The sequence below is a fragment of the Neoaquamicrobium sediminum genome (assembly GCF_013240295.1).
In the GTDB taxonomy this organism is placed as follows: domain Bacteria; phylum Pseudomonadota; class Alphaproteobacteria; order Rhizobiales; family Rhizobiaceae; genus Aerobium; species Aerobium sediminum.
Genome location: NZ_JABETK010000002.1, coordinates 479,918 through 505,622, shown reverse-complemented (window position 1 = coordinate 505,622; position 25,705 = coordinate 479,918). Strand labels below are relative to the sequence as shown.

Here is a 25,705-nt window from a genome sequence, read left to right as displayed (position 1 = left end):
TTCCTCGATTGCGGTCCGAAAGACCCCTCCCCGGACCAGTTAGAAACAGGGTGGAAGCCGAGCGGCCTTCACCCTTCCGCAGCAGCTTGCGAAACGGTCCGGCGAACGTCAAGGTTCAGTTGATGTTTTGTCCCGCCTTTCAGCGGTTGCGGCCCTTGCGGCCTACGCCAGCTCACCGTCGGGCTGGTTCACGTAGATCAGCACGGCGAGAATGGTGATGTAGAACTTGAACGCCGCGTCCTGCCCGTTCCAGGTGCTCGACTGCCACATGGCGAACCATTCGCCGCCGATGACCATGAATCCCAGGAACCATACCAGGAAACCCATCGTGGCGGCCAGGGCCACGCCACCCTTGGCGCCGTTGAACTGCGCGGCGGTGCCGCTGCGCGCGCTCCACAGACGCCATGCAGCCACCAGGAACAGAATGCAGGTAATGGCTTCGCCAGCGATGATCAGCCAATAGCCTGCCGTCCAAAGTGCAGGGTTGGTGATCGCCCGATACATCAGCGCATTGCCGGGAAAGGTCGTGTCCATGCTCAATACGTGCTGTACGAACGCGTAGTTCGAGCCGTAGTCGGTTATGTTGCCGAAAGCGACGAGAAAGCAGAACGCCGCAAGGCACAGGCACATGACGATCTTGGAAAGGCGCATGGTCATGACGAAACCTCCATCTGATTCCCGCAAACATACTCCCACAAATCCGGGAAGCGGTATTGCGGTCGGCGACATGCATGTGGGTATCCGGCTGACAGCATCGGCTGAACGTTATGCCAGGCACCATGGGCTGATGGAGGTCTTCGAAGCGGCCAATCCGGGACCAATGGCGGCGGTTGGCGACATCCTGTCGCTAACGACCGGAGGAAGCGTCCACGACTTCGCGGTGGCGCAGCGCCGCTGGATAATCGACGGAGAGACGCGTCGGCTCGAACTCACGATCGACCACCCCGCCTTCGGGCGCAGATGATCAGGAAGATGCGACGGCCGTGTTGCGACGAAGCACGACCAGCGCTCCCAAGCCTGCAAGGCACAGCACCACAACCGGGAAGATCACCCAGTTGAGCATGTCCCAGCCCCATTCGTTGTAGACCACACCGGAGAGGAACGAGGCGAGCGCGACCGAGCCGAACAGCACGAAATCGTGGAAGCCCTGCACCTTGCCCTTCTCCGAGGGACGGTAGGCATCGGCCACCATTGCGGTCGCGCCTATGAAGGCGAAATTCCAGCCGAGGCCGAGCAGGATCAGCGCCGTCCAGAACTGCCACAAATCGATGCCGGACAAGCCGACCAGCGCGCAGCCGACGAGAAGCAGAAGGCCGACGCCGACCATGGTTTCGCGGCCAAATCGCGAGATCAGCCTGCCGGTGATGAAGCTCGGTCCGAACATCGCCATCACGTGCCACGAGATGCCGAGCGCGGCTTCGTCGGGCGAGAAACCGCAGCCGACCATGGCCAGCGGCGCGCCGGTCATCACGAAGCTCATCAGCGCGTAGGAGCCTACGGCGCACAGGAGGCCGATGGCGAAGAGCGGCTGGCGGAGAATTTCGCCGAGCGGCCGGGCAGGTTCTTCCGCGCCGGATACGTGCGACGAGCCGGCCTGGCGCGCCGGCAGGAAAGCGAGGATCATCGCGCCGACTGCCGCCAAGCCAATGATGGCGGCAAACGAGCCGGCAAACATCACTGGCGCAAGCATTTCGCGTGTGAAGATCACCACCTGCGGCCCCAGTATGGCCGTTATAATGCCCCCTGCGAGCACGAACGAGATCGCCCGCGCCTTGAAGGCCGGCGGTGCGTTGTCGGCAGCGGCAAAGCGGAACTGCTGCACGAAGGCGCCGCCGAAGCCGAGCACAAGCAAGCCGAAGCTGAACAGCAGGAACGAGGCCTGGAAAAGCCCGAGCGTCGCCACGGCCCCGCCAGCGGCGGTGATACCGGTGCCGGTCATGAAGCCGGCGCGCTGGCCAACCTTCTTGATGATGCCTGCTGCAGGAATCGCGCCCACGGCCACGCCGACCGTGAACGCGGTGACGGGAATCGTCGCCAGCGACTTGTCGGCATCGAGCAGATAGTAGCCGGCGAGCCCGCCGACGGAGAAGGAGATGGGCGCTGCGGAACCGACAATCGCCTGCGAGGCAGCGAGGACGATCGCCGTGCGCCGCGCCTGCGATTCGCCGGGCATGCTCATGCGGGATCCCTGCCCTTGCCTTCGCCTCGCACACGCCGCGATACGCGATCGAGCACGGCGTTCACCAGCTTGGGCTCGTCGTCCTCGTAGAACGCCTTGGCGATGTCGACATATTCGGAAACGATCACGGCAACCGGCACGTCGCCGCGCTGCATCAGTTCGTAGACGCCGGCGCGCAGGATCGCGCGCAGCGTCGAATCGAGCCGCGAGAGCGGCCAGTCGTCCGTCAGTGCCTGACGAATGATTGGGTCGACGTTCTTCTGGTTCTCCACTACGCCCGAAAGGATCGCGCGGAACCACTGTGCGTCGGCCTCGCGATATTGCGCGCCGTCCACCTCCTTGCCGAGGCGGAACTGCTCGTACTCCGCGGTGATCTCCAGAATGCCGCTGCCGGCGACGTCCATCTGGTACAGCGCCTGCACAGCGGCGAGGCGCGCGGCACCGCGCTTGTTGGCCTGGCGCGGTCCTGCCGCTTTGCCCGCTGGGGATTTCTCCGACACGATCACGCTCCCAGACGGTCGCGCAGTTCGATCATGGTGAGCGCGGCGCGCGCGGCGAAACCGCCCTTGTCGCCCTCGTCCACCTTGGCGCGCGCCCAGGCCTGCGCCTCGTTCTCGACGGTCAGGATGCCGTTGCCGATCGCAGCCGATTCATCGACGGCGAGGTCCATCAGCGCACGGCAGGATTCGTTGGCCACGATGTCGAAATGATAAGTCTCGCCACGGATCACGCAGCCGAGCGCGACGAAGCCGTCATACTCCGTCCCGTCGGCCTCGCCGCCGTCGAGCGCAAACGAGATTGCGGCCGGCACTTCAAGCGCGCCAGGCACGGTCACCACGTCGTAACGCGCGCCGGCGGCATCCAGCGCAGCCTTGGCGCCAGCAAGCAGCGCATCGGAAAGGTCGTCGTAGAAACGCGCCTCGACGATGAGAAGTTTGAGTTGTTTTTGCTTGCCATGGTCGTCTCCGAAGTCGCCGGTGACTTAGGCCGAAGCCGACACCTTAGCAAGCGGTTCGTTGCGGGTAGCGGCCCTGCGCGGGACGCAAGGCTTGCAAAATGGAGCTACAACCCCTCCGCAGCAGCCTCGCTCAGTCGCGCGGCATAGCGGGCCATGGTGTCGACTTCGAGGTTGACGCGGTCGCCGGGCTGGCGCTCGCCCCACGTCGTCACGGAAAGCGAGTGGTGGATCAGGAGCACGTCGAAACGCCTGCCTTCGACGTGATTGACGGTCAGCGACGTGCCGTCCAGCGCCACCGACCCTTTCGGGGCGATGAAGCGGGCCAGTTCCTTCGGCGCCTCGATGGTGAAGCGCACGGCGTCGCCCTCCTCCTTGCGCTCGACGATCTCGGCCGTGCCGTCGACATGGCCGGAGACGATGTGGCCGCCCAGTTCATCGCCGATCTTCAGCGCGCGTTCGAGGTTGATCGCGGTGCCCTCACCCCAGTTCGCCGCCGTCGTCAGGCGCAGCGCTTCCTCCCAAGCCTCGACCTCGAACCAGCGCTGGTTCGAGCCCTGCTCGGGAAGCGCCACGACCGTCAGGCAGACGCCGGCACACGCGATCGACGCCCCGATCGCGATCGTCTCTGGATCATAGGCCGTCTCGATCCGGAGCCGGATCCCTTCCGGCAGCGGCGAGACGGATGCGACGCTGCCAACGTCGGTGACAATCCCGGTAAACATCAGCGTGTCCTTACATATTCGCGATAGAGGTCCTTTCCGAACGTGGCTTCCCGCACGAGACGGAAACCTTCCGGCGGTCCGGCCGGATCGAGCGGCGAAGCGACGCCGCCCTGTCCCACCGTGCCCGGCCCGACATAGAGCGCAATGCGGTCGACGAGACCCTCGTCGAGGAAATGAGCGGCCGTTTCCGCGCCGCCTTCGACCATCACCGTCATCGTGCCCTGCGCGGCAAGGTCTTCAAGCAGTTCGGGCAGCGCGATCCGTCCGGTCTCGTCGATCTCGGTTGCCAGGAAACCGACGCCTTGCGCTGCCAGCGCGGCGCGGCGGCCCGCATCCGCGTCGCCGGCGGCGGCCACCAGCACCGGCACCTCGCGAGCGCTTTGAGCAAGCTTTGAAGAAGGCGGCAGCCGCAGGCTCCGGTCGAGCACGATGCGCGTCGGGGAGCGCGCTTCCAGCCCCGGAAGCCGGCATGTCAGCTCTGGGTCGTCGTCAACGGCAGTGCCAACACCAATCAGGATTGCATCGCATTCGGCGCGCATCATATGCACCTGAAGCCTCGACTGCGTGCCGGTAATTGCGACCTGGCCTTCTCCCCGCCGGCCGATCATGCCGTCGGCCGAAATCGCAAGCTTGAGAATCACTTCCGGCCGTTTTTTCAGGGACCGATTCAGGTAGCCGGCCAGCATATCGGCGGCGGCTTCGGCCAGCACGCCCTCCGTAACCTCGATGCCGCCGGCACGCAGGATTGCATATCCCTTGCCCGAAACGCGTTCGTCCGGATCGCTGGCAGCGCCCACCACCCGCGCCACGCCCGCGGTGACGAGCGCGTCGGCGCAAGGCGGCGTGCGGCCATGATGGGCGCAGGGTTCGAGGGTGACGTAGGCGGTCGCGCCGCGCGCGCGATCGCCGGCCTCGGCCAGCGCCTGCGTCTCGGCATGCGGCCGGCCGCCGATGGCCGTCACACCGCGCCCGACGATCACGCCGTCGCGCACGATGAGGGTTGCCACGGAAGGGTTTGTGGCCGTCAGGCCAAGATGCCTGCGCGAAAGCCGGATGGCGGCGGCCATGAAGCGGCGGTCAGTCTCCGCCTGCCGGGCAGCGTCCTGTGCCGCCATCGCCACCTACTCCTCGTCTTCGTCGCCCCGCAACTCGCCGAGCACGTCGTGGAAATCCTTGGCCTCGCGGAAATTGCGGTAGACCGATGCGAAGCGCACATAGGCAACGTCGTCTATCGACTTCAAGGCCTCCATGACGAGACGGCCGATCTCGCCGGAAACCACCTCGCTCTCGCCGGAACTTTCGAGCTGGCGGACGATGCCGCTGACGGCCCGGTCAATGCGCTCCGGGTCGACATTGCGCTTGCGCACGGCGATTTCGACGGAGCGCAGCAGCTTGTCGCGGTCGAACGGGACCTTGCGGCCCGATTTCTTCAGCACCACGAGATCGCGCAACTGCACGCGCTCGAAGGTGGTGAAACGGCCGCCGCAATCCGGGCAGACGCGGCGGCGGCGGATCGCCGCCCCGTCTTCGGCGGGGCGGGAATCCTTCACCTGCGTATCTTCGGACTGGCAGTAGGGGCAGCGCATAGCTTATCGATCCGGCGAATCTGTCTCGCCGGACTGCTTACCCCAGATAGGGGTAGAGCGGGAAGCGCTCGCACAGTGCTTCCACCTTCTTGCGCACCGCGGCCTCGACCGAGGCGTTGCCCTCGTCCGAGTTTGCGACCTTGAGCCCATCCAGCACCTCGGCGATCAGCTTGCCGATCTCGCGGAACTCGGCCGCGCCGAAACCGCGCGTGGTGCCGGCCGGGGTGCCGAGGCGCACGCCCGAGGTGACGAACGGCTTTTCGGGGTCGAACGGAATGCCGTTCTTGTTGCAGGTGACGTGGGCACGGCCGAGTGCTGCCTCGGCGCGCTTGCCGGTCGCGTTCTTCGGCCTCAAGTCGACCAGCATCAAATGGTTGTCGGTGCCACCCGAGACGATGTCGAGCCCGGTCTCCTGCAGGCTCGCGGCCAGCGCCTTGGCGTTGGTGACGACGTTCTGCGCATAGGCGCGGAACTCCGGCTGAAGCGCTTCACGGAAGGCGACCGCCTTGGCGGCGATGACATGCATCAGCGGCCCTCCCTGGAGGCCGGGGAAGACAGCGGAGTTAATCTTCTTGGCGATATCCTCGTCATTGGTGAGGATCATGCCGCCGCGCGGCCGCGCAGCGACTTGTGGGTCGTGGTGGTGACGACGTGGGCGTGCGGGATCGGCGACGGATGCACGCCGCCGGCAACGAGGCCTGCGATATGGGCCATATCGACCATCAGCCATGCGCCGACGCTGTCCGCGATCTCGCGGAAGCGTTTCCAGTCCCAGATGCGCGAATAGGCGGTGCCGCCGGCAAGGATCAGCTTCGGCTTCGTCTCGTGCGCCTGCTTTTCGATGGCGTCCATGTCGAGCAGATGATCGTCCTCGCGCACCCCGTAAGACACGACGTTGAACCACTTGCCGGACATGTTGACCGGCGATCCATGCGTCAGGTGGCCGCCCGAGTTGAGGTCCAGCCCCATGAAGGTGTCGCCCGGCTGCAGCAGCGCCAGGAACACCGCCTGGTTCATCTGCGAGCCCGAATTCGGCTGCACATTGGCGAAGTTGCAGGAAAACAGCTTCTTGGCGCGCTCAATGGCCAGTTCCTCGGCGATGTCCACGAACTGGCAGCCGCCATAGTAGCGCTTGCCCGGATACCCTTCCGCATATTTGTTGGTCATGATCGAGCCCTGCGCCTCGAGAACGGCGCGGGAGACGATGTTCTCCGAGGCGATCAGCTCGATTTCATCACGCTGGCGACCGAGCTCCTTGCGGATGGCCCCAAAGATTTCCGGGTCGCGCGATTCGAGCGTCTCGGTGAAGAATGCGGACGCATCCGTCGCTGCTGCGGGGTCGAGGGCCATGGCTCAGTCCTTTACTCGTCGGGAGATGGCGGCGCATTAACACACTTCCCGAGGCCCTTCCATGTTCGGCACGCGAATTTTGATCGCCCTTTTGCGCCGTTCCGAAAAAGAAAAGGCCGCCCTGGAGGCGGCCTTCAATTTTGCAGCGTGTCTGGCAATCAGAGCGTGGAGAGCTGAAGCTCCTCCACCCCGTCGCGGCCGTAGATGTCGTCGCGGAAATGCGCCACACCACCGTCGCTTGCCCAGGCCGAAATATAGGTGAAATACACCGGTACCGGATTAGTCAGAGCAACCGGGACGTCCGAATCGTTCTGGATCGTCTGCTCGATATGGCGCCTGTCCCAGCCGGGCGTGTCACGAAGCAGCCAGGTGACGAGGTCGCGCACGTTCTGGACGCGCACGCAGCCCGACGAGTGGAAGCGTTCGAGCTGGTTGAACAGGCTCTGCTGCGGCGTGTCGTGCATGTAGACGGCATGCGGGTTGGGGAAGTTGATCTTCACCGAAGCCATGGCGTTGATCTTGCCCGGATCCTGCCGGAAGCGCAGCTTTGCCGCCTCTTCCGTCGACCAGTCGATGCTCATCGGATCGACTTCGCCGTTTGGCCCGAGGATGCGGATGTTGTTTTCGGTCAGATACTGCGGATTCTTGCGCATCAGCGGAATGATGTCGCGGCGCACGATCGACTCAGGCGCGTTCCAGTACGGATTGATGATGATCTCGTGGATCTTGGAATTCAGGATCGGCGTCTGGCGGTCGATCTTGCCGACCACGGCGGCATGACGCGAGACAACGCGGTCCCCTTCGACCGCCTCGATCTGAATGGCGGGAATGTTCACCATCACGTAACGATCGCCGAGGAAACCGGACATCGAGCGCAGACGCACGAGATTGGTCTCGAGCTGGCCGAGCCGCACCTGCGCGGAAACGTTCATGGCGCCATAGGTGAAGCGGCCGGTGGCTCCGTCGGCGGGAATGCCGTGGCGGATCTGGAAGCGTTTGAGCGCGGCGTCAACGTAGGTGTCGAATGAAGACGAGATGCCCGCCTGTTCCGAAAGGTCACCCGAGATCATCAGGCGGCGGCGCAGCACCTGCACGTCGGGGTCGACAACGCCGACCTTGAGGGCCTTGGTGTCCGGCACCATCGGCCAGCCGCCGCGCGAGACGATGTCGCGATACTGGCCGAGCGTCTGCTCGATATAGGCAACGGTGAATGGGCTGAACACCGGCGTCGTCGAGACCACGGTGCCCGGCTGCGTCGTGGCGCGCGCGTCGAACTGGTCGTCCCAGTTGCCGCGCTGGGTTGACGCGAGGATGTCATCGATGGCGCTTTGCGCGAACGCGCTTCCAGACAAGGCGCTGGCTGCTGTCGCACCCGCACCGGCAAGGAAGATACGGCGAGATGTCTTCATGGATTTTCCCGACATTGTTCTCGTCTGCCGCGAAAAGTCGCGACTTCATCCGGCATAGTGAGCGGTTAACGTTAAGAATCGCCAAACCCGCCCGGCTGCCACACTCCTTAACGGAAGTTATCCGTTTGGGTTTCATTCCTTTATGGCAGGATCGTGACCAAGGTGCGGCGCAGCGCCGCGGAACTCTGAAAACGGCGAACCGCAAGCGGCGGGCCGCTTGCGGTTCGGATAGAATCGGACCCCGGTGGCCCGATACGGAGAGTGGGTCCTACATGCGGTAGGCGATGGTGTCATTCCAGAAGCGGTCCAGGCGCTGCAGGGCGCGGTTCATCTGCTGGAACTCTTCCGAATTGATGCCACCGACCTGCTCGATCGAACCGACGTGACGGTCATAGAGGCGTGCGACGACCTCGGCGACCTCCTGCCCCTTCGGCGTGAGGCTCACCCGCACCGAGCGGCGGTCGACACGCGAACGCTGGTGGTTGATAAAGCCCAGATCGACCAGCTTCTTGAGGTTGTAGGACACGTTCGAGCCGAGATAGTAGCCCCGCGAACGCAGCTCGCCGGCGGTCAGCTCAGCCGAACCGATATTGAAGAGCAGCAGTGCCTGGATGGAATTGATGTCGCTGCGACCCGCACGGTCAAATTCATCCTTGATCACATCAAGCAACCGGCGGTGCAGCCGCTCGACGAGCTGAAGCGATTCAAGATAAAGCGAACGGATCGAGTCATAGCGATCGTTGTTTTCAGCGGGCTTCGCCGCCTGGCGCGAAGTCATCATGGTCTAGCCTCTCGTTTTGACGCCCGGTGATTTTGTTTTTTGTTCTCACCTTGGCCCGACCTTATCGAATGCCTATAAAATTCGACTTAAACCGCAGGCTTAACAAGGGCTTACCAGGGGCCGAGCTGCAAAGAGGCCTAAAAATGGTTAATCCTCCTGTTTGCGCGAGCGGATATAGAAGACCAATCTGAAGGCGGCATAGATGAGGGCGACGAGCGCATGGGACACGATCACCTCGATGCGCCAGCCGTAAAGATCGGGAAAGCCCGCATACATCGTCGTCTCGATCACCGCGCAGATGAACCAGATGACGAAGCCCCAGGAGGCCAGCATCCAGAGGCCGCTCGCGGCAAACGGAAACAAGACCGCAAGCGTCACCGAAACCACCTGCCAGTGAACCGGCATCAGATCGAAGCGCCAGTTGGCGCCTTCATATATACCCACCAGCCGCACCCAGTAGAGAACCCCGAACAGCAGGCAGTAGACGGCGACGATCCTGTGGAACCACTGCCAGATGAGTTCCAGCGTGGTCGCGTGCAGGGGCGCGCGTTCAAAGACCTGCTGCATTGCGGATGACTGCTCCCGGATCGTTGCGATTCGTTAAGCATAGTTTTTGCCGCGCGGTTGGGCAAAGACATCCGCGATGGTGATCGGGGCAAAGCGTAGCCACTGAACGGCGCCGCCTTGCACACGGAATCACAGCACGGCAGGATCGAGCACTTCCTACTTCGCCGCGACGGCTTCGATCTCCACCAACAACGACGGCGAAGCCAGCGCCTTCACATAGACGAGCGTAGTCGCTGCCGGCGGCTGAACGAGCAGCGGAGCCGCAGCGGCGGTGAACCCCTCGAAATTGGCCTCGTCGGTAAGGTAGATCGTGGACTTCACGATGTCGGCGGGCGTCATGCCGGCAGCGGCAAGCACGGCGGTGAGGTTTTCGATCGCGACGGCGGCCTGCGCCCCGATGTCCTCGGCAACCGTCCCGTCGCGCCGGACACCGACCTGCCCGGAGACGAATACCATGCGCGCACCGGCCTGCACTTCAACGCCGTGGCTGTAGAAAGGCGGCGGGGTCATTCCTTCCGGGTTGAACTTCCTGGTCATATCTCATTCCTCCTTCTGGGTTGTCTGCTGGCGGGACCGGAAGCGGTCTCGCGATTGTCGCAGGATGTCGAACTGTGATCGAACCGCATCCTCGAAGCCTTCGTCGAACCGCCCTGCCCGGGAGAAGACGAGGATGCCGTGGTAGAGAAGAAGCAGCTTGTCGGCTTCGGCGGCGGAGCGCTCCGGCTCGATCTCGCGCCGCAGCACCCCGTGAATGCCTGCGGTCACCAGATCGAACGACCGCGCCATGGCCTCCTCGGCCGGGGAACCCTGCGTTCCAAACTCCATCGTGGAATTGACGACCAGGCAGCCATTGCCGTCGGTCATGGGCTCCCTGAACAAGGTGAGGAACAGTTGCTCAAGGTCTTCGAGCGTCGCCACTGGCCCCGCATGCGCCTCGATGCGGCCAGCTACATAACCGTCGACGTAAAACGCCATCGCGGCGCGGAACAACCCCTCCTTGTCGCCATAGGCGTTGTAGAGGCTGCCGGAACTGAGACCCGTCGCTTCCTCCAACTGCTTGATCGAGATGCCGGCGTAACCGTGGCGGCGAAAGGCGTGCATCGCGCTTTCCAGCACTTGGGTCTCATCGAAAGAGCGGTTGCGTCCCATCTGACTCTCTAATTAGAATTCTCATTTTAAAATACACATTCTAAAATTACTGTCCAGCGGCATTTTGGCCTGCCATTGCATGCTTTGTTCGCTCGCCCTGACCGTGATAGAAGCCGGCGAACCGGAGTGAATGCCATGAACAGCCCTGCCCGCCTGAAGCCGTCGCGCAGCGTCGACGAGATCACCGGATCACGCAGGTTGCGCCGCATGCGCAAGGCAGATTGGTCGCGCAGGCTGGTTCAGGAAAACCACCTGACGGTGAACGACCTGATCTGGCCGATCTTCCTGGTCGATGGCGAAAACCGCCGCGAGGAAGTCGCGGCCATGCCGGGTGTGTTCCGCCTATCAGTCGATCTGGCAGTGAAGGAAGCCGAACGGGCGGCGAAGCTTGGCATTCCGGCGCTCGCCACCTTCCCCAATGTGGATCTCGCGCTGCGCGACCGCACCGGCTCCGAGATTCTGAACCCTGACAATCTCATCAACCGCGCCACACGGGCGATCAAGGCCGCAGTGCCGGAAATCGGCATCATCACCGACGCCGCGCTCGACCCCTTCACCAGCCATGGCCATGACGGCGTTCTCGACAACGGCATCATCGTCAACGACGAGACCGTCGATCAGGTCGCGGCTGCCGCGGTGCTTCAGGCGGCCGCCGGCTCGGACATCATCGCGCCATCCGACATGATGGACGGACGCATCGGCGCGATCCGCGATGCGCTGGATGCGGCGGGCTTTCAGGATGTGGCGATCATGTCCTATGCGACGAAGTTCGCTTCCGCATTCTACGGCCCCTATCGCGAGGCGATCGGCACGCAGGGCCTGCTGAAGGGGGACAAGAAGACCTATTATCTGGACCACGCCAATTCCGACGAGGCAGTACGCGAGACCGAGCAGGACATCGCCGAGGGTGCGGACATGATCATGGTCAAGCCCGGCCTGCCCTATCTCGACATCGTGCGGCGGCTAAAGGACGAGTTCCAGATGCCGACCTTCGCCTATCAGGTGTCCGGCGAATACGCGATGATCGAGGCCGCAAGCGCCAATGGCTGGCTCGACGGCGAAAGGGCGATGCTGGAAAGCCTGCTGGCCTTCAAGAGGGCCGGCTGCGACGGCATCCTGACCTATTTCGCGCCGCGCGTGGCGGAGTTGCTGAAGGGATAGTACCTAGGCCGCTTCGATGTCCGTCAGGGGGAAATCCGCACCCTTGAACATCAAAGGCATGCCGAAATGCCTCGCACAGGCATAGGCAAAGCAGTCGCCGAAGTTCAGTCGCGCTGGGTGCCGTCCCTTGCCGTAACGTTCATAGGCGTCGATCGCAATTCTGGCGGTCGAAGGCGGAACGGCGACGACCTCGATTCCCATCTCTTCGAAATACGCCTCCAGCGCAGAAGCGACTTCCTTCACACTCAAGTCGAGCTCGCGAGCGACAGCGATGGCTGCCTCCCACACCGCCATCGGCGAAGTGATGCGCGTCGTCGCCCCCTGCATGCGGGCCAGCAGCTCGCGCGCATCGTCCTCGTCGGTGAGGAGCGCTGTCAGCGCGGAAGCGTCAATGAACATCAGTCTTTCTCATAAAGGCTGTCGATAAATGCCTTGTCGGCCGGCAGGCCATGTTCAGGGTTTCCCTTCGCCCGAAGAGCACGGGTGAACGCAAGCCCCTTTTCGACCAGTGACGGTTTGCCCAGTTCTCGATCGAGCTCGTGGCGGAGCGCGTCGTGCACCACCTCTGTCAAACCCGCCTTCCTCAGGGCAGCGAGCCGCCGCGCCAAGGCCTCAGTCTCAGAATTCCTGATATGAAAGGCCATCTCACACTCTATCTAGCGACTTGTATCTATCCGTATATACAGCATCGGATACACGACTGGAAGGGAAGTGCCATCTTGAATTCGGTAGCACAATTCCCATCTGCAACGGACAGCAATCAATCGAAGCACAAGGAGCAGCGCGCATCATGAACACACGGGTTCTCGACGGTGAGATCATCTCGTCACGCCTCGAAGACACGCGTGTCTATGAGGGTGTGCGGACACGGCGCATATTCGCCTTCATCATCGACTACTGCATCATCGCGCTGTTGCTGATCCCGTTTGCCATCCTGGTCGCGATCCTCGGCGTCCTCACGCTGGGGCTGGGATGGATGCTCTTTTCCATCCTCGGTCCTGCAGTTGCCCTGCTTTACGTGTGGAACACGCTAGGCGGCGCCAACCAGGCGACGGTCGGCATGAAGATGATGGGCATCCGCCTAGACCGGCTAGACGGTCGTCCCGTCGACGGCCTGATCGCCGTGGTCCACACGGTGCTGTTCTGGGCCGGAAACGTCATCCTGACGCCCCTGATCCTGCTCGCGACACTCTTCCTGGACCGCAAGCGCACGGTTCACGATCTGTTGCTCGGCACGGTGGTGACCCGCGACGACCGCTGAACGCCTTGTGCTCCAAGGTTTGCGTTACGTCATATTCAATATTTTACAGTTGACGTTTGCTGCGGGCGTGACAAGCCTAGAAACCTGAATCGCAGCAACGGCTCATGAAGCACCAACCGACGCAATCGCCGCAGTTCTTCCTGACAGCGCCTTCGCCCTGTCCTTATGTCGAAGGACAGTTCGAGCGGAAGGTTTTTACGCATCTCGTCGGCGAGCGCGCGGCCGAACTCAACGACCTCCTGACGCAGGGCGGCTTCCGCCGCTCGCAGAACATCGCTTATCGCCCCGCCTGCGAAACCTGCCGGGCCTGTGTTTCGGTGCGCATCCTCGTCGACGAATTCAAGCCGTCGCGCAGCATGAAGCGCGTTGCGGCCACCAATGCCGACTTGATCGGCGTGGAGCATGACGCGGAGCCGTCGACCGAACAATATTCCCTCTTCCGCACCTATCTCGATGCGCGTCACCGCCGCGGCGGGATGTCAGACATGACCGTGCTCGACTATGCGATGATGGTCGAAGATACACATGTTGATACCAAGATCATCGAATATCGCAGGCGCGGCCCGGACTCCTTCATCACCGGCCGGGGCGAAGGCGAGCTCATCGCGGTCGCGCTGACCGATCGCATGGGCGACGGGCTGTCGATGGTCTATTCGTTCTTCAATCCTGAGTTCGAGGATCGCTCGCTCGGCACCTTCATGATCCTCGATCACATCGCGCGCGCGCGCGCGGCGGGGCTGCCCCACGTCTATCTCGGTTACTGGGTCAACGGGTCCCGCAAGATGGCTTATAAGGTACGCTTCGGACCGCAGGAGCATCTCGGTCCCAAGGGCTGGGAACGCTACGACCACGAATCCGTCTGACGGTATCCGGTTCTTCCGCCTTTCGCCCGTTGCCTTCCTCGGCGTTCCGCCGGAGCCAGTTTCCATGTCCGCACCCATTTCCGACCATTCCAAGGGTCTGCTGCTGACCGCCATCGGCGGGCTGACGCTGACCGTCGACATTCCGCTCATCAAGCTCGCCAACGGCGACGTCTGGTCGGTGCTGATGGTGCGCTGCGCCACCACGCTGGCGGTCACCGCCATAGTGTGGGCGGTCTGGCGGGCGCTTTCGCCGCGCGCGCCCGCGCTTTTGCCCGGCAAGGCCGGCCTGGCGGTTGCCGCATGCTACGGCATCGGCTCGATCTGCTTTCTGAGCGCCGTCTACCATATCCCGACGGCCAATCTCGTATTCCTGCTGGCCTTCAACACGGTCTTCGCGGCGGTGCTTTCATGGCTCTTCCTGAAGGAGCGGCCGCGTCCCGCGACGCTGGCGGCCATGGCTGCCATGCTGGTGGGTGTCGCCATCATCGTCAGCGACGGCATCTCCGCCGGCAGCCTTTTCGGCAATGTGCTGGCGATGTGCTCGTCGCTGTGCATCGCCTCGGCCATCACGATCACGAGGGCAACCGGGCAAGACATGGGATTCACCTCGCTGGTCGCGGTCAGTCTGCCGCTGCTGGTCGCCGTCGCCATGGTCGCGCAGGTTGGCTACAGGATCGAGGCGCCGGGGTGGATCGTCCTTAACGGCGCGGTGGTGATGCCGATCGCCTTTTTCCTGCTGGCGACCGGCCCGAAATACATCTCCGGGCCGGAGGTCGCGATGTTCTACCTGCTGGAAACCGTTCTGGCGCCGATCTGGGTGTGGCTGATCTTCCTGGAGACGCCAACGCCGCAGACGCTTATCGGCGGGGCAATCCTGATTACCGCCCTGCTCTCTCATTCGCTATGGCAGCTTCATCAAGGCCGGCGACGCCGGGCCGCACAGGCGGTCCGCCACGCCCCCTGATTACTCGGCAGCGTCGCGGCTCTCCGCCAGGTCGTTCGGCGCGTTGGGATCACCTGGTGCGCTCTCGGCGCCGAGGTCAGGAAAGACGACGATGCGCTGGCCATGGAAATCCGTGCGAACCACCAGCAGGCCCCGCTCCTCGAAATAGGTGAGCAGCCGACGCGCGCGCGACAGCGAGTGGGTGCCGTAGGCCCGCGCCAGCGTCGCATCGGACGGGCACGGCGCGCCGGCCAGGGCCGCCTGCGCGACGATCAGGAAAACACCCTGAATGTCGTCAGTCAGGCTCTCCGAAATGCGCAGCGCCTCCTGCCAGGCATCGTCGCCGGCCATTGCCTCGTCGACGCCGGCCCGCGCGATCGCCAGCCTGCGCTTGAACGCAGCGAGGTCCAGCGGCTGGCCCGGCACCCTGTGGATGCGGCAGCGGACGAGAAAATCTTGGTAGAGCACGGCGACCGTGCGGAACGCGGCGTCGGCATCGGCCACGATCTCGCGCAATACGGCATCGAGAGCGGCGTCTCGTTCGGCCTCGTCGATCTCGGGGAAAAGCGACCCCGCGTCGGCTGCGGCCGGCTCCGGCTTGGACCGGACGAGCTGGGCCAGGATTTCCGCCGTGGGTGTGGGCGGAGGCGGCGGTGGTGGTCGACGAACCGGTTGGCGCAGCTCGATCGGGTCCATCTTGAAGATCAGCTCGGCAGCATCCTCCGGCGCCGTTTCCGGCAGCGGCATCAGCTTGGGGCTGACGGAGCGCGCGGACGTCTCGACCGCACCGATCGCCACCGGCAGAGGCCGGCGCGCGATCGCCGGGCCGAGCGCCACGAACCGACCGCGATCGAGGTCTCGGAATTGCTCCGCCTGACGGCGATCCATGCCGAGCAGGTCGGCTGCGCGCGCCATGTCGATGTCGAGAAAGGTACGCCCCATGAGGAAGTTGGAAGCTTCCGCAGCGACATTCTTCGCAAGTTTGGCGAGGCGCTGGGTAGCGATGACGCCGGCGAGGCCGCGCTTGCGGCCGCGGCACATCAGGTTGGTCATCGCGCCCAGAGACAGTTTGCGGGCCTCGTCGGAGACTTCCCCGGCTGCGGCGGGCGCGAAGAGCTGGGCCTCGTCTACCACAACAAGCACCGGGTACCAGTGGTCGCGCTCGGCATCGAACATGCCGCCGAGGAAGGCGGCGGCCGCCCGCATCTGCTGCTCGACGTCGAGCCCCTCGAGGTTGAGCACCACGGAGACGCGATGCTGGCGGATGCGGCCGGCGATGCGCGTGAGTTCCGTCTCGGTGCGCGCAGCGTCGACCACCACATGGCCGAACCTGTCGGCCAGCGTCACGAAATCGCCCTCGGGGTCGATCACGCATTGCTGCACCCAGGGAGCCGACTGCTCCAGCAGCCGGCGCAGCAGGTGCGACTTGCCAGAACCCGAATTGCCCTGGACGAGCAGGCGCGTGGCGAGCAGTTCCTCAAGGTCGACGGATGCCGGCGCGCCGCCCGCGCCCGTTCCCAGATCGATACCGACCTTCATTCATGCCTCGACGCGTGTTGCAATGCGGCAGGCATATCATCCCCGGCAACACATTGCGCGGGTCGGCGGTCGCAATTCACAAGAGAGGCGCAGGCCGGCCGAGCAATCGCAGGGGCGCAGCCATGAGAAGCAGCCCAGCAATCATGCCCACCAGTCCCAGGAGACCCTTCAGGATTGCCGGGCGCCAGGCGAAGGAGGTCTCCAGATAGGCGCGGTCCGGATTGTCGGGATCGTAATGGGCCGGCACCGTCCGGCCCGTTACGCTGGCGAAGACCAGCCGATGGTAGAGCCGGCGGAGGCGGCGGTCGCCGGGTTCGGCACGGTCGGAAAGGCTGGCCGAATGGCCGGTGCGCCGCTCGCCATCGGCTTCGAATTCGTAAGCGACCGACAGAACGAGCTCACTGACGAAGCCTTCGCCGCGCGGCAGTCGATCCTCGAAGAGCGTTGCGGAGACGATGGTCGCCTCGGCCGTTGGCCAGGCTCGTGCCTCCATATGCGTGGCCGCCTGCCGCCAGGGCACGCTTGCCAGCAATGCGAAGGATACGATGGCCAACGCCATGCCAATGAGGACGTTGAGCGCCCTGCCCCGAGGCCGCGTATTGCGGCCGCCTCTGGCCCGGATTGCTCCGAAGCTCGCCGTATCCATCTCGGCCCCCGCCGATCGTTTTCCCCATCCTCAGACTAGCATGGGTATGTTGAGCAACGACCAAGGAATTCGGTTAAATTGCGCTTATCCGAATGGGTTAACGGGCACTCTCCGCGAGGCGGCGGGCCTTTTTCCAGCGCATGATGCGCGGCCGCAGGGCGCGGTAGCCGACGAGCACGAAGGCGATCAGCAGGTAGATGAACGGCTCGGCCGTGACGACCTTCACCGACATGGCGAAATGGGTCGCAGCGCCAAGAACGATCAGGTAGCTGAGCTTGTGCAGGCGCTGCCAGTTGGGGCCGAGCCTGCGGATCGACCACGCATTCGAGGTCGCCGCCAGCGGTATGAGCAGCACGAGGCAGGCCATGCCGATGGTAATGAACGGCCGTTTGGCGATGTCGGCCAGGATCGTTCCAAGGTTGAGGTTCTGGTCGAGCACCATGTAGGTGAGGAAATGCATGAGCACATACCAGAAGGCGAGAAGGCCGAGCGCGCGCCTATAGCGTAGCAGGTTGACGCCGGCGAGATCGCGCAGCGGCGTGACGGTGAGCGCGGCAATGAGGAAGCGCAGCGCCCAGATGCCCAGCAGATGCTCGAACTCCTTGACCGCGTTGCCCGCTATCTGCCCCGTCGCGCCGAGGTAGAAATACCAGACGGCAGGCACGAAACCCACAGCGTAGAGCGCCCATATGCTGGCGGGCCGCCAGTTCCAGGGCTTCGCCCGCGCCGTTCGGCCTTGGGCCGGTTTCGCTTGCACCGATCTGGCTTCTACCTGTGCCATGGTCAGTAATTCTTCCTGAGATCCATGCCGGCGTAGAGGCTGGCAACCTCATCGGCATAACCGTTGAAAGGCAGCGTCGGGCGCCGGGCGGCGTTGAAGAACCCGCCCTCTCCGACGCGCGTCTCGCTCGCCTGGCTCCAGCGCGGATGGTCGACCTCAGGATTCACGTTTGCATAGAAACCGTATTCCTGCGGCGCAAGACGCGACCAGCTCGTCACCGGTTCCTCTTCCACCAGCGTCATGCGCACGATCGACTTGATGCCCTTGAAGCCGTATTTCCACGGCACGACGAGGCGGACCGGCGCGCCGTTCTGTTTCGGCAGGGTCTCGCCATAAAGGCCGACGGAAAGAATGGTGAGCGGATGGCGCGCCTCGTCGAGGCGCAGGCCCTCCACATAGGGCCATTCCAGCGGCTGGAACAGCCCGCGCTGACCGGGCATCTCCTCCGGCCGCACGACCGTTTCAAATGCAACGTATTTCGCGCTGCCCAGCGGCTCGACGCGGTCAAGCAGGGCTGCGAGCGGAAAGCCCACCCACGGGATGACCATCGACCATGCTTCCACGCAGCGCATGCGATAGGTGCGATCCTCCAGAGGGAAAGCGTGCAGGCTGTCGAGATCGAACTTTTGCGGCTTGCCGACAAGGCCGTCGACCTCAAGCGTCCACGGTTCCGGCCTGAAGTCGCCGGAGTTGGCCGAAGGGTCGGCCTTGCCGGTGCCGAACTCGTAGAAATTGTTGTAGCTGGTCACGTCCGACTTGGCGGTCGGCTCCTCGTCGATGGTGAAGGGACCAGGGGTGGTCTTCAATGCCGCCGCATGAGCTACACCGCCGCCGATGAGCGGCAATGCAGCCGCCGTGCCGACACCAGCCAGGAAACGGCGACGGTCGAGCCAGACGGACCGCGGCGTTATCTCGGACGCCGCCACATTCGGATAACGATATGAAGCCATGGGCATGATCTCCTGCTTTCGGCCTGCGGGCCGGAGCCCGCTTTTCAATGACCAGTCACGTTGCGCACACGAACATAGTTTCGGTCGAACGACATGAAATGTTACATCACGAAGGCGTGTTTTTTGTAGGATTTTTGGGGGCTGTGCGTCCTTCGAGGCTCGCTACGCTCGCACCTCGGGATGAGGGCGGTGGGTTGATGGACCTCCAATGCAGCGGGCTCCCCACTACAGTCGCGTGCTGAATAGATCCGGGCGGTTGCGCTCCTCTGGCAAAGATCGACGCCGTGCCCGCGGCACCGTCGCCGCGATGACCAAGATATGGATAAAAGTTGCCGGATTACGGATTTCATATCGAGTTGCAGCGGCAACCGCCCGTAGGCAACCGGCCAAGACCGACTATCGGATTCGAGCTTTCAGGAACCCGACGCTTGCTGTCCCTTGTCAGGCGCCGGTGGGACCGGCCCCGCTGTTCAAGGACCTTTTGAGCATCTCCTTCGTCACCTGCCGTTCGTCGTAAGGCTTTCCGAAAAATACGGCGTCGGGAGGCAGGCGAAGGTCGCGAGAGGCTACGTGTCCGGATGTCACGATAAGATGGATAGGCGGCCAACGATCTCGGATAATCGCCGCCAACCTCATGCCATCCATGTCTCCCGGCATATCAATGTCAGTAAAAACAATATGTATGTCGGTGCGGCCTTCCAAAATCGCGACTGCTTCGGCAGCGTTGCACGCCTCGAGTGCCTCGAAGCCTGCGTCTTCCACCATGTCCACCGCGGCCATGCGAAGAAGCGGCTCGTCCTCTACAACGAGGACGATCGTTCGGACGCCTGAAATTTGGGACAAACCTATGCCGCCTATGTCTGCTGCATCTGCTGCAGCTTTGCCTGCATGAGAACCATCAGGCCTGAATGACGGTAACTTGCCTCAACACCGCCGGTTCCAATCAAACCCATATTAATAAGCCGAGACCCAAATCCACGGCCTGAGGGCTCGACGACAGGGGGCCATCCCTCTCTATCCAGCTAAAAATCAAAATATCCCCGGTCTCGTCGCGTTCGACCCGCCATTCCACAGCGACACGCCCTTCAGGAACCGAGAGGGCGCCATATTTGATTGCGTTGGTCGCGAGTTCGTGGAGGATCAACGAGAGTGACAGGGTGGCTCTTGGGCCTATGCGCAGGTTAGGACCCACAAGATCGAACCGGTCCATCCGATCAAAGGTTGAGAGCACCGCGACGACTATGTCCCGCACGATTGCCTCGGACCAACTCTGGTTCACCAGCACATCGTGTGCGCGCGAGAGCGCGCCGATGCGTTGGGTGAATGCCTCCACGGCCTGTCGATCGGTAACCTGTCGCAGTGTCTGCGTTGCGATCGCCTGCACCATAGCCAACGTGTTCTTGAGGCGATGGCTCAGTTCCTGATTGAGGATCTTCTGCTCTTTCTGGGCGCTCAGCCTGTCCATATTTACCTGAACGCCGTCCGCAACGGATCGAACAAAGTCGATGTCGCTGTCGCTCCAGAGGCGCGGCAGCCGGTCATGCGCAAAAAACAACGCAATGGCCTTCCCGTGAACGACAAGGGGAACGTTGATCATCGACCTTACGTCGATCGCTTCCAGCAGAGCCGTGTCGTCCTTGGTCAGGGCATCGCTTCTGACGTCATTCAGAATAATGTTTCGACCATCGTTGAGAGCTGCACTGAACAGGCCATAATCGTCGAGGTTGTGTATGCCAGCGACACTCACCTGGCCCTCGATCGCCCAATCGCCATCAATCGTGATTGTTTCAAAGCCATTGCTCAAACGACCGAAGCCAGCTCGCGAAATTCTGAGAGTCCGCGTGACAATCTCGCCTGCAATCCTGGCCATGTCGGCATAAGTGTCCAACGGCCGCAGACGATCTCCGAGTTCCATCAGCGCCGAAAGGCGCTCCACGGCCGAGGCCTGATCGGCTATTGAGCGCCTTAGTTCCAACTGCGTCATCACCTGGCGCGCAAGGAGCTTCAGCGTGCGTATCTGATGGGCATCGAGGTCGCGGGGGACGGTATCAAGAACGCAGACCGTACCGATTGGGAGTCCCCCAGGCGCTTTCAGGAGTGCGCCCGCATAAAAGCGCAATCCACCCTCGGAGTGCACCAGTGGATTGCCGTCGAAGCGCGGGTCCTTGGACGCGTCGTTCACCACCATCATGTCTTCGGAGAGAATCGCGTGCCCGCAGAATGATGTCTCAAGCGGCGTCTCCCGCACACCGAGACCGACTTCGGCCTTGAAAAACTGCCGGTGCGTGTCGACGAGATTGACGACAGCAATCGGTGTTGCACAAACCTCCGCTGCCAGCCTGGCTATATCGTCGAACTCTGCCTCACGTGGTGAATCCATCACGTTGTAGCTGTGAAGAGCTGCCGAACGGCGCGATTCATCGTTGAGTCGAGTTTGGTGCTTCAAGCGACCTCGGCTACAGGCGTGGGAAAAGTGTCAACCTCATTTAGAGCACAATCGCAGCTTGTGCCATGAGCAGCGGACCAAATATTCCGCATCGCAAATACCGAAGCGAAATGCACGCGAGGCCCAAGCCTGCAAATTCATGTGCTCTGCGCCGTCAGCTCCCCAGCAGTCCACCTCGCTTCCGGTGCATCGATCACTCAGCCGTGAACGCGCAGTTGCGATTCGCAACAAAATTGCGCGGAACTATTTTCCGCAAGCATACGTTGCTTCACCGATCGTCAGGACTCGATCATGAAAACAACGAAGGAGCCCTAAAGATGAAACGTATTCTTCTCGCCACCGCCCTGTGTGCCGCCTTTGCCGGTTCGGCCTTTGCACAGACTGCAACGGACGCAGCGACTGAAAGCCAGGGCAACAGCCCGATCATGATGGATCGCGAACTGGTTGGCGGTTTCTACACCGACGACACCATGACCGAGATGCGCTCGGTCGACGAGATGCGCTCCGCCTACGGTGCACTGACCGAGGAGCAGCGCGAGACGCTGCGCACGCAGTGCGAGGCGGAAGAGAACCGTGGCACTGAAGGCACGGCGCTCTGCTCGCAGATCATGACGTTCTGATAGACATATCAGCGTTATACGAAAAACCCCGCCGGTTAGCGCCGGCGGGGTTTTTTCTTGCGGTCGTTTCGGCTGCTGCGCGAGGCGCGCTAGAACCGACCCGTCCTCGGGAAACCCTTCGGCACCATGCGGCCAGCGCCGGCGCGGGCGCCGATCCATTCGGCCAGCTCCTCGCGCGTCTTCACAAAGGTGCGGTCGGCGGAATCCGTCCATGACAGGCCGGTTTCCATCGCGAAGCTCTTTGCGTCGGAGACGCCGCCGTCCTTATATTTCTGCAGGCGCACGCCCTTGCCGCGCGTCATCTCCGGTACGTCGGCGAGCGGAAAGACAATGAGCTTGCGGTTCTCGCCCACGATGGCGAGATGGTCGCCCGAAACCGGCGCGCAGATCTTGGCCTCGTCGGGCGACTTGACGTTCATAACCTGCTTGCCCTTGCGGGTGTTGGCCACCACCTCGCCCTCGGGCACCACGAAGCCGTTGCCCTGATGCGACACGAGGAGAAGCTTGCGCGACGGGTCATGCACGAAGGCGGTGACGATGTCCTGCTCGTTGTCCATGTCGACCATGATGCGGATCGGCTCGCCATGGCCGCGCCCGCCGGGCAGCCGGTCGGCACCGATGGTGTAGAACTTGCCGCCGGTGGTGAAGACGAGGATCTTGTCGGTGGTCTGGGCGTGGAAGGCGAGCTTGAGCTTGTCGCCCTCCTTGAAGGACAGGCCCTCGAAATCGGCCAGATGCCCCTTCATCGCGCGCAGCCAGCCCTTTTCCGACACGATGACGGTAACGGGCTCGCGCTCGATCATCGCGTGGGCGATGTGCTGCTCGTCATGCTCGGGCGCGTCGGCGAACTGGGTGCGGCGGCGGCCGAGCTCAGTGTGGGAGCCAAACTGGTCGCGCAGCTTCTCCACCTGCCAGCGGATCGTCTTCCACTGCTTGGCGTCGGAGGCGAGCAGCGCCTCGATCTGCTCTTTCTCGGCGGTGAGCGCGTCGAACTCCTTGCGGATCTCGAATTCCTCCAGCTTGCGCAGCGAGCGCAGGCGCATGTTGAGGATCGATTCGGCCTGCAGATCGGTCAGGTCCCAGCGGGCCATCATCACCGGCTTGGGCTCATCCTCCTCGCGGATGATGCGGATGACCTCGTCGATATTGAGATAGGCGATCAGGTAGCCGCCGAGGATTTCCAGCCGGCGGACGATCTCGGCGAGGCGATGGCGGGAGCGGCGGACGAGCACGTCCTTGCGGTGCTCCAGCCACTCCTGCAGCACCTGCTTGAGCGACATGACGCCCGGCACCTTGCCGCGCGAGAGCACGTTCATGTTGAGCGGGAAGCGGCTTTCGAGCTCCGTGAGCTTGAACAGCGATTCCATCAGGATGGCCGGGTCCACCGTACGGCTCTTGGGCACCAGCACGAGGCGGATATCCTCGGCGCTCTCGTCGCGCACGTCGTCGAGCAGCGGCAGGCGGCGGGCCAGAAGCAGCTCGGCGATCTTCTCGATCATCCGCGATTTCTGGACGCCATAGGGGATCTCGGTGACGACGATCTGCCAGACGCCCCTGCCCTGATCCTCCGTGTGCCATTTCGAGCGGACACGGAACGAGCCGCGGCCGGTCTTATAGGCCTCGAGGATCGCGTCGAAGGAATCGACCACGATACCGCCGGTCGGGAAGTCGGGGCCGCGGACCTTGTTCTCGTCCGGATCGTCGGCCGGATCGCGGGTCATCAGGTCCTCGACCTCCGCCTCCGGGTGGTCGATCAGGTGGAGGGCGGCCTTGCAGAGTTCGGCGGCGTTGTGCGGCGGGATCGAGGTCGCCATGCCGACGGCGATGCCGGACGAGCCATTGGCGAGCAGGTTCGGGAAGGCGCCGGGGAGCACGACCGGCTCCTCGTCCTCCTCGTTGTAGGTGAGGCGGAAGTCGACCGCGTCCTCGGTGATGCCTTCCAGAAGCTGGGTGGCGACCTCGGTCATGCGCGCCTCGGTGTAGCGCATGGCGGCCGCGTTATCGCCGTCGATATTGCCGAAATTCCCCTGCCCGTCGACCAGCGGGTAACGCACGGAGAAGGACTGCGCCAAACGCACCAGCGCGTCGTAGATCGACTGGTCGCCATGCGGGTGGAACTTGCCCATAACCTCGCCGACGATGCGGGCGCACTTGGCGAAGCCCTGCTCGGGGTTGAGGCGCAGCAGGCGCATGGCGTGCATGATGCGTCTATGGACGGGCTTCAGCCCGTCGCGCACATCCGGCAACGCACGGTGCATGATGGTCGAGAGCGCATAGGCAAGGTAGCGTTCCTCGAGCGCCTTGCGCAGATCGACCGGCTCGATGTGATCGCCCCCGTCGGAGCCGGGCGGAATAAGGTCTTTTCCCATGAAATCCGGTTACTTGAGCGGGTGATTCGGGGCAAGCCGCAATCGCCTCGCGCCGCAGGCGGCGGCAGGAGACGAAACCGACCGTTTACACAGAAACGCGAGCCGGGCCGCTTTGATTTGCGTTCCAGGCGAAATAAGTCAATCTTGCCGCGATGTCACGCTTCGCGGCACCCGGTTGGGTGCGGCGCCGGGCAACACGGTTTTTTCAAGGAATGATCCATGTCGATAATCCATAAGCAATTGCGGGCACTTGCGCTCTCCACCCTGTTCGGCGGCCTCGCCGTGACCGGCGCATCCGCGCAGGCGGTCGAGGAGGCGCTGGACCGGCTGAAGGCGCTGAGCGCCGACCGACCAGGGCGTGACGCTCGACTGGGCGAGTGCCGACATCAGCGGCGACGACGCCGTGCTCTCGGGCGTCACGGTCACGGTCGACGGCAAGTCGACCCCGATCAGCGACATCACGCTCAGCGGCATCTCGGAAGTCGATACGGGCTACAGGATCGAGCGCCTGGAGGCGGACGAATATTCGATGTCGAACGACGGCGGCTCGGTGGCGGTCGAAGGCGTCGAGATGACCGGCCTGCTGCTGCCCAGCGAGGAAGACCGCGACGCCTATGGCGGTTTCCTGTTCTACGAGACGATCGCCGTCGCTTCGATGAGCGTCGCCGCGCAGGGCAACGAGATTTTCAGCCTCACCGACCTCCAGGCGGAAGTCACCGCGGGCGAGGCCGGTGAGCCGATGTCGTTCACCGGCGGGGCCGATGGGTTCACCGTCAACCTTTCGTTCCTGGAGCCGCAGCAGCGCGCCATCATGCAGGCGCTAGGCTACGAGGAACTGCAGGGCTATCTGGAGATGGAGGGAAGCTGGCGGCCGACGGACGGCCGCATCGAGCTTTCGCAATACGACGTAACCGTGGACGGTGCAGGCACATTCGGCCTGTCGTTCGACCTGGCCGGCTACACGCCCGATTTCATCGCGTCGCTGCGCGAACTCCAGCAGCAGACGCTCGCCAACCCCGACGGCGACAAATCGGCCCAGGGCATGGCCATGCTGGGGCTGGCGCAGCAGCTCTCGTTCAACCGCGCCGAGATCGCGTTCGACGACGACTCGCTCACCGGCAAGGTGCTGGACTTTGTCGCCGCGCAGCAGAACATGAGCGCAAGCGACGTCGCCAACCAGGCAAAGGCGATCCTGCCCTTCGTGCTGGCCCAGCTCGGCGACCCGGACCTGACGGCCAAGATCACGCAGGCGGTCTCCGCCTTCCTCGATGACCCGCAGAGCCTGCGCATCACCGCCGCCCCGCCTGCCCCGGTGCCTTTCGCGCTGATCGCAGCCGGCGCCATGAGCGCGCCGAAAGAGCTGACGAAGACGCTGGGCGTGACCGTCACCGCCAACGACTGACGAAAAAGGCCCGGTTCAGACCG

28 protein-coding genes and 1 pseudogene are annotated in these 25,705 nt (G+C 63.3%); 7 read left to right on the top strand and 22 right to left on the bottom strand.

All coding sequences use genetic code 11. The features are described from left to right. Positions 1 to 162: 162 nt before the first annotated feature. A complete protein-coding gene (locus tag HK436_RS14260; protein ID WP_173190776.1) occupies positions 163 to 657 on the bottom strand; it encodes a DUF2165 family protein in 495 nt (164 codons plus the stop codon). Here HK436_RS14260 and HK436_RS14255 point away from each other — a divergent pair. Continuing rightward, complete coding sequence (locus HK436_RS14255) at positions 656 to 964, top strand: hypothetical protein (RefSeq protein ID WP_173190774.1); 309 nt, start codon at positions 656 to 658, stop codon at positions 962 to 964. The two genes, HK436_RS14260 and HK436_RS14255, sit on opposite strands and share 2 nt — an antisense overlap. Here HK436_RS14255 and HK436_RS14250 read toward each other — a convergent pair whose 3' ends face one another. The 12 genes and pseudogenes from HK436_RS14250 to HK436_RS14195 form a co-directional block, all read right to left on the bottom strand. Beyond that, a complete protein-coding gene (locus tag HK436_RS14250) occupies positions 965 to 2,179 on the bottom strand; it encodes an MFS transporter (RefSeq protein WP_173190772.1) in 1,215 nt (404 codons plus the stop codon). After that, on the bottom strand, positions 2,176 to 2,685 hold the full coding sequence (gene nusB / locus HK436_RS14245) for a transcription antitermination factor NusB (RefSeq protein WP_376769164.1): 510 nt from the start codon (positions 2,683 to 2,685) through the stop codon (positions 2,176 to 2,178). Before nusB ends, HK436_RS14250 begins: the two co-directional genes overlap by 4 nt. Then, complete coding sequence (ribH, locus tag HK436_RS14240; RefSeq protein ID WP_173193471.1) at positions 2,682 to 3,107, bottom strand: 6,7-dimethyl-8-ribityllumazine synthase; 426 nt, start codon at positions 3,105 to 3,107, stop codon at positions 2,682 to 2,684. Before ribH ends, nusB begins: the two co-directional genes overlap by 4 nt. A 134-nt stretch (positions 3,108 to 3,241) precedes the next feature. Then, positions 3,242 to 3,859, bottom strand: coding sequence for a riboflavin synthase (locus HK436_RS14235; RefSeq protein WP_173190768.1), 618 nt, complete (start codon positions 3,857 to 3,859; stop codon positions 3,242 to 3,244). Continuing rightward, a complete protein-coding gene (gene ribD, locus HK436_RS14230) occupies positions 3,859 to 4,974 on the bottom strand; it encodes a bifunctional diaminohydroxyphosphoribosylaminopyrimidine deaminase/5-amino-6-(5-phosphoribosylamino)uracil reductase RibD (protein ID WP_173190766.1) in 1,116 nt (371 codons plus the stop codon). The genes HK436_RS14235 and ribD overlap by 1 nt, the downstream gene beginning before the upstream one ends. 6 nt (positions 4,975 to 4,980) lie before the next feature. Next, positions 4,981 to 5,445, bottom strand: coding sequence for a transcriptional regulator NrdR (gene nrdR, locus HK436_RS14225; protein WP_173190764.1), 465 nt, complete (start codon positions 5,443 to 5,445; stop codon positions 4,981 to 4,983). Between the two features lie 37 nt (positions 5,446 to 5,482). Further along, positions 5,483 to 6,795, bottom strand: a pseudogene (gene glyA, locus HK436_RS14220) (serine hydroxymethyltransferase). 158 nt (positions 6,796 to 6,953) lie between these two features. After that, a complete protein-coding gene (locus tag HK436_RS14215) occupies positions 6,954 to 8,204 on the bottom strand; it encodes a L,D-transpeptidase family protein (RefSeq protein ID WP_173190762.1) in 1,251 nt (416 codons plus the stop codon). 268 nt (positions 8,205 to 8,472) lie between these two features. Further along, positions 8,473 to 8,985, bottom strand: a complete 513-nt coding sequence (gene ldtR / locus HK436_RS14210) for a transcriptional regulator LdtR (RefSeq protein WP_173190760.1) — start codon at positions 8,983 to 8,985, stop codon at positions 8,473 to 8,475. Between the two features lie 147 nt (positions 8,986 to 9,132). Beyond that, positions 9,133 to 9,552: a DUF6163 family protein gene (locus HK436_RS14205; RefSeq protein WP_173190758.1), complete on the bottom strand. Its 420-nt coding sequence runs from the start codon at positions 9,550 to 9,552 to the stop codon at positions 9,133 to 9,135. 156 nt (positions 9,553 to 9,708) lie between these two features. Next, positions 9,709 to 10,089, bottom strand: a complete 381-nt coding sequence (locus HK436_RS14200) for a RidA family protein (RefSeq protein WP_173190756.1) — start codon at positions 10,087 to 10,089, stop codon at positions 9,709 to 9,711. Positions 10,090 to 10,092: 3 nt separating this feature from the next. Further along, positions 10,093 to 10,701: a TetR/AcrR family transcriptional regulator gene (locus HK436_RS14195; protein WP_173190754.1), complete on the bottom strand. Its 609-nt coding sequence runs from the start codon at positions 10,699 to 10,701 to the stop codon at positions 10,093 to 10,095. A gap of 135 nt (positions 10,702 to 10,836) precedes the next feature. Here HK436_RS14195 and hemB point away from each other — a divergent pair, with 135 nt between their 5' ends. Beyond that, a complete protein-coding gene (gene hemB / locus HK436_RS14190) occupies positions 10,837 to 11,862 on the top strand; it encodes a porphobilinogen synthase (RefSeq protein WP_173190752.1) in 1,026 nt (341 codons plus the stop codon). A gap of 3 nt (positions 11,863 to 11,865) precedes the next feature. On the opposite strand, the gene HK436_RS14185 is transcribed toward hemB, so the two are convergent. Together HK436_RS14185 and HK436_RS14180 are read right to left on the bottom strand one after the other, a co-directional pair. Continuing rightward, entirely contained in the window at positions 11,866 to 12,261 is a 396-nt protein-coding gene (locus tag HK436_RS14185) for a type II toxin-antitoxin system VapC family toxin (RefSeq protein ID WP_173190750.1), read from the bottom strand. Then, entirely contained in the window at positions 12,261 to 12,506 is a 246-nt protein-coding gene (locus HK436_RS14180; protein ID WP_173190748.1) for a type II toxin-antitoxin system VapB family antitoxin, read from the bottom strand. The genes HK436_RS14185 and HK436_RS14180 overlap by 1 nt, the downstream gene beginning before the upstream one ends. Positions 12,507 to 12,652: 146 nt before the next feature. Between HK436_RS14180 and HK436_RS14175 the strand changes: the two genes are divergently transcribed. The 3 genes from HK436_RS14175 to HK436_RS14165 all read left to right on the top strand — a co-directional run bounded on the left by HK436_RS14175 (position 12,653) and on the right by HK436_RS14165 (position 14,950). Continuing rightward, complete coding sequence (locus HK436_RS14175) at positions 12,653 to 13,123, top strand: RDD family protein (RefSeq protein WP_173190746.1); 471 nt, start codon at positions 12,653 to 12,655, stop codon at positions 13,121 to 13,123. A gap of 104 nt (positions 13,124 to 13,227) precedes the next feature. Beyond that, the gene (locus tag HK436_RS14170; RefSeq protein WP_173190744.1) at positions 13,228 to 13,986 is read left to right on the top strand and encodes an arginyltransferase; all 759 of its coding nucleotides are present in this window, start codon (positions 13,228 to 13,230) and stop codon (positions 13,984 to 13,986) included. Positions 13,987 to 14,050: 64 nt separating this feature from the next. Then, the gene (locus HK436_RS14165) at positions 14,051 to 14,950 is read left to right on the top strand and encodes a DMT family transporter (protein ID WP_173190742.1); all 900 of its coding nucleotides are present in this window, start codon (positions 14,051 to 14,053) and stop codon (positions 14,948 to 14,950) included. Here HK436_RS14165 and HK436_RS14160 read toward each other — a convergent pair whose 3' ends face one another. The 6 genes from HK436_RS14160 to HK436_RS14135 all read right to left on the bottom strand — a co-directional run bounded on the left by HK436_RS14160 (position 14,951) and on the right by HK436_RS14135 (position 21,291). Beyond that, positions 14,951 to 16,468 (bottom strand): helicase HerA domain-containing protein, encoded by a 1,518-nt coding sequence (locus HK436_RS14160; protein WP_173190740.1) that lies wholly within the window; start codon positions 16,466 to 16,468, stop codon positions 14,951 to 14,953. It abuts the gene before it with no gap. Positions 16,469 to 16,544: 76 nt separating this feature from the next. Then, on the bottom strand, positions 16,545 to 17,114 hold the full coding sequence (locus HK436_RS14155; RefSeq protein WP_173190738.1) for a DUF3592 domain-containing protein: 570 nt from the start codon (positions 17,112 to 17,114) through the stop codon (positions 16,545 to 16,547). A gap of 97 nt (positions 17,115 to 17,211) precedes the next feature. Continuing rightward, on the bottom strand, positions 17,212 to 17,895 hold the full coding sequence (gene msrQ / locus HK436_RS14150) for a protein-methionine-sulfoxide reductase heme-binding subunit MsrQ (RefSeq protein ID WP_173190736.1): 684 nt from the start codon (positions 17,893 to 17,895) through the stop codon (positions 17,212 to 17,214). Positions 17,896 to 17,897: 2 nt separating this feature from the next. Continuing rightward, on the bottom strand, positions 17,898 to 18,845 hold the full coding sequence (gene msrP / locus HK436_RS14145) for a protein-methionine-sulfoxide reductase catalytic subunit MsrP (protein WP_173190734.1): 948 nt from the start codon (positions 18,843 to 18,845) through the stop codon (positions 17,898 to 17,900). 441 nt (positions 18,846 to 19,286) lie between these two features. Next, entirely contained in the window at positions 19,287 to 19,694 is a 408-nt protein-coding gene (locus HK436_RS14140; RefSeq protein WP_376769193.1) for a response regulator, read from the bottom strand. 94 nt (positions 19,695 to 19,788) lie between these two features. Next, positions 19,789 to 21,291: a sensor histidine kinase gene (locus tag HK436_RS14135; protein ID WP_194248537.1), complete on the bottom strand. Its 1,503-nt coding sequence runs from the start codon at positions 21,289 to 21,291 to the stop codon at positions 19,789 to 19,791. 317 nt (positions 21,292 to 21,608) lie between these two features. Between HK436_RS14135 and HK436_RS14130 the strand changes: the two genes are divergently transcribed. Beyond that, on the top strand, positions 21,609 to 21,911 hold the full coding sequence (locus HK436_RS14130) for a hypothetical protein (RefSeq protein ID WP_173190730.1): 303 nt from the start codon (positions 21,609 to 21,611) through the stop codon (positions 21,909 to 21,911). Positions 21,912 to 22,000: 89 nt separating this feature from the next. Here the strand turns inward: HK436_RS14130 and parC are convergent, their stop codons facing one another. Then, positions 22,001 to 24,280: a DNA topoisomerase IV subunit A gene (gene parC / locus HK436_RS14125; RefSeq protein ID WP_173190728.1), complete on the bottom strand. Its 2,280-nt coding sequence runs from the start codon at positions 24,278 to 24,280 to the stop codon at positions 22,001 to 22,003. A gap of 358 nt (positions 24,281 to 24,638) precedes the next feature. On the opposite strand from parC, the gene HK436_RS14120 reads away from it, so the two are divergent. Next, positions 24,639 to 25,682, top strand: coding sequence for an aq_1923 C-terminal domain (locus tag HK436_RS14120; protein ID WP_173190726.1), 1,044 nt, complete (start codon positions 24,639 to 24,641; stop codon positions 25,680 to 25,682). Positions 25,683 to 25,705: the final 23 nt, after the last annotated feature.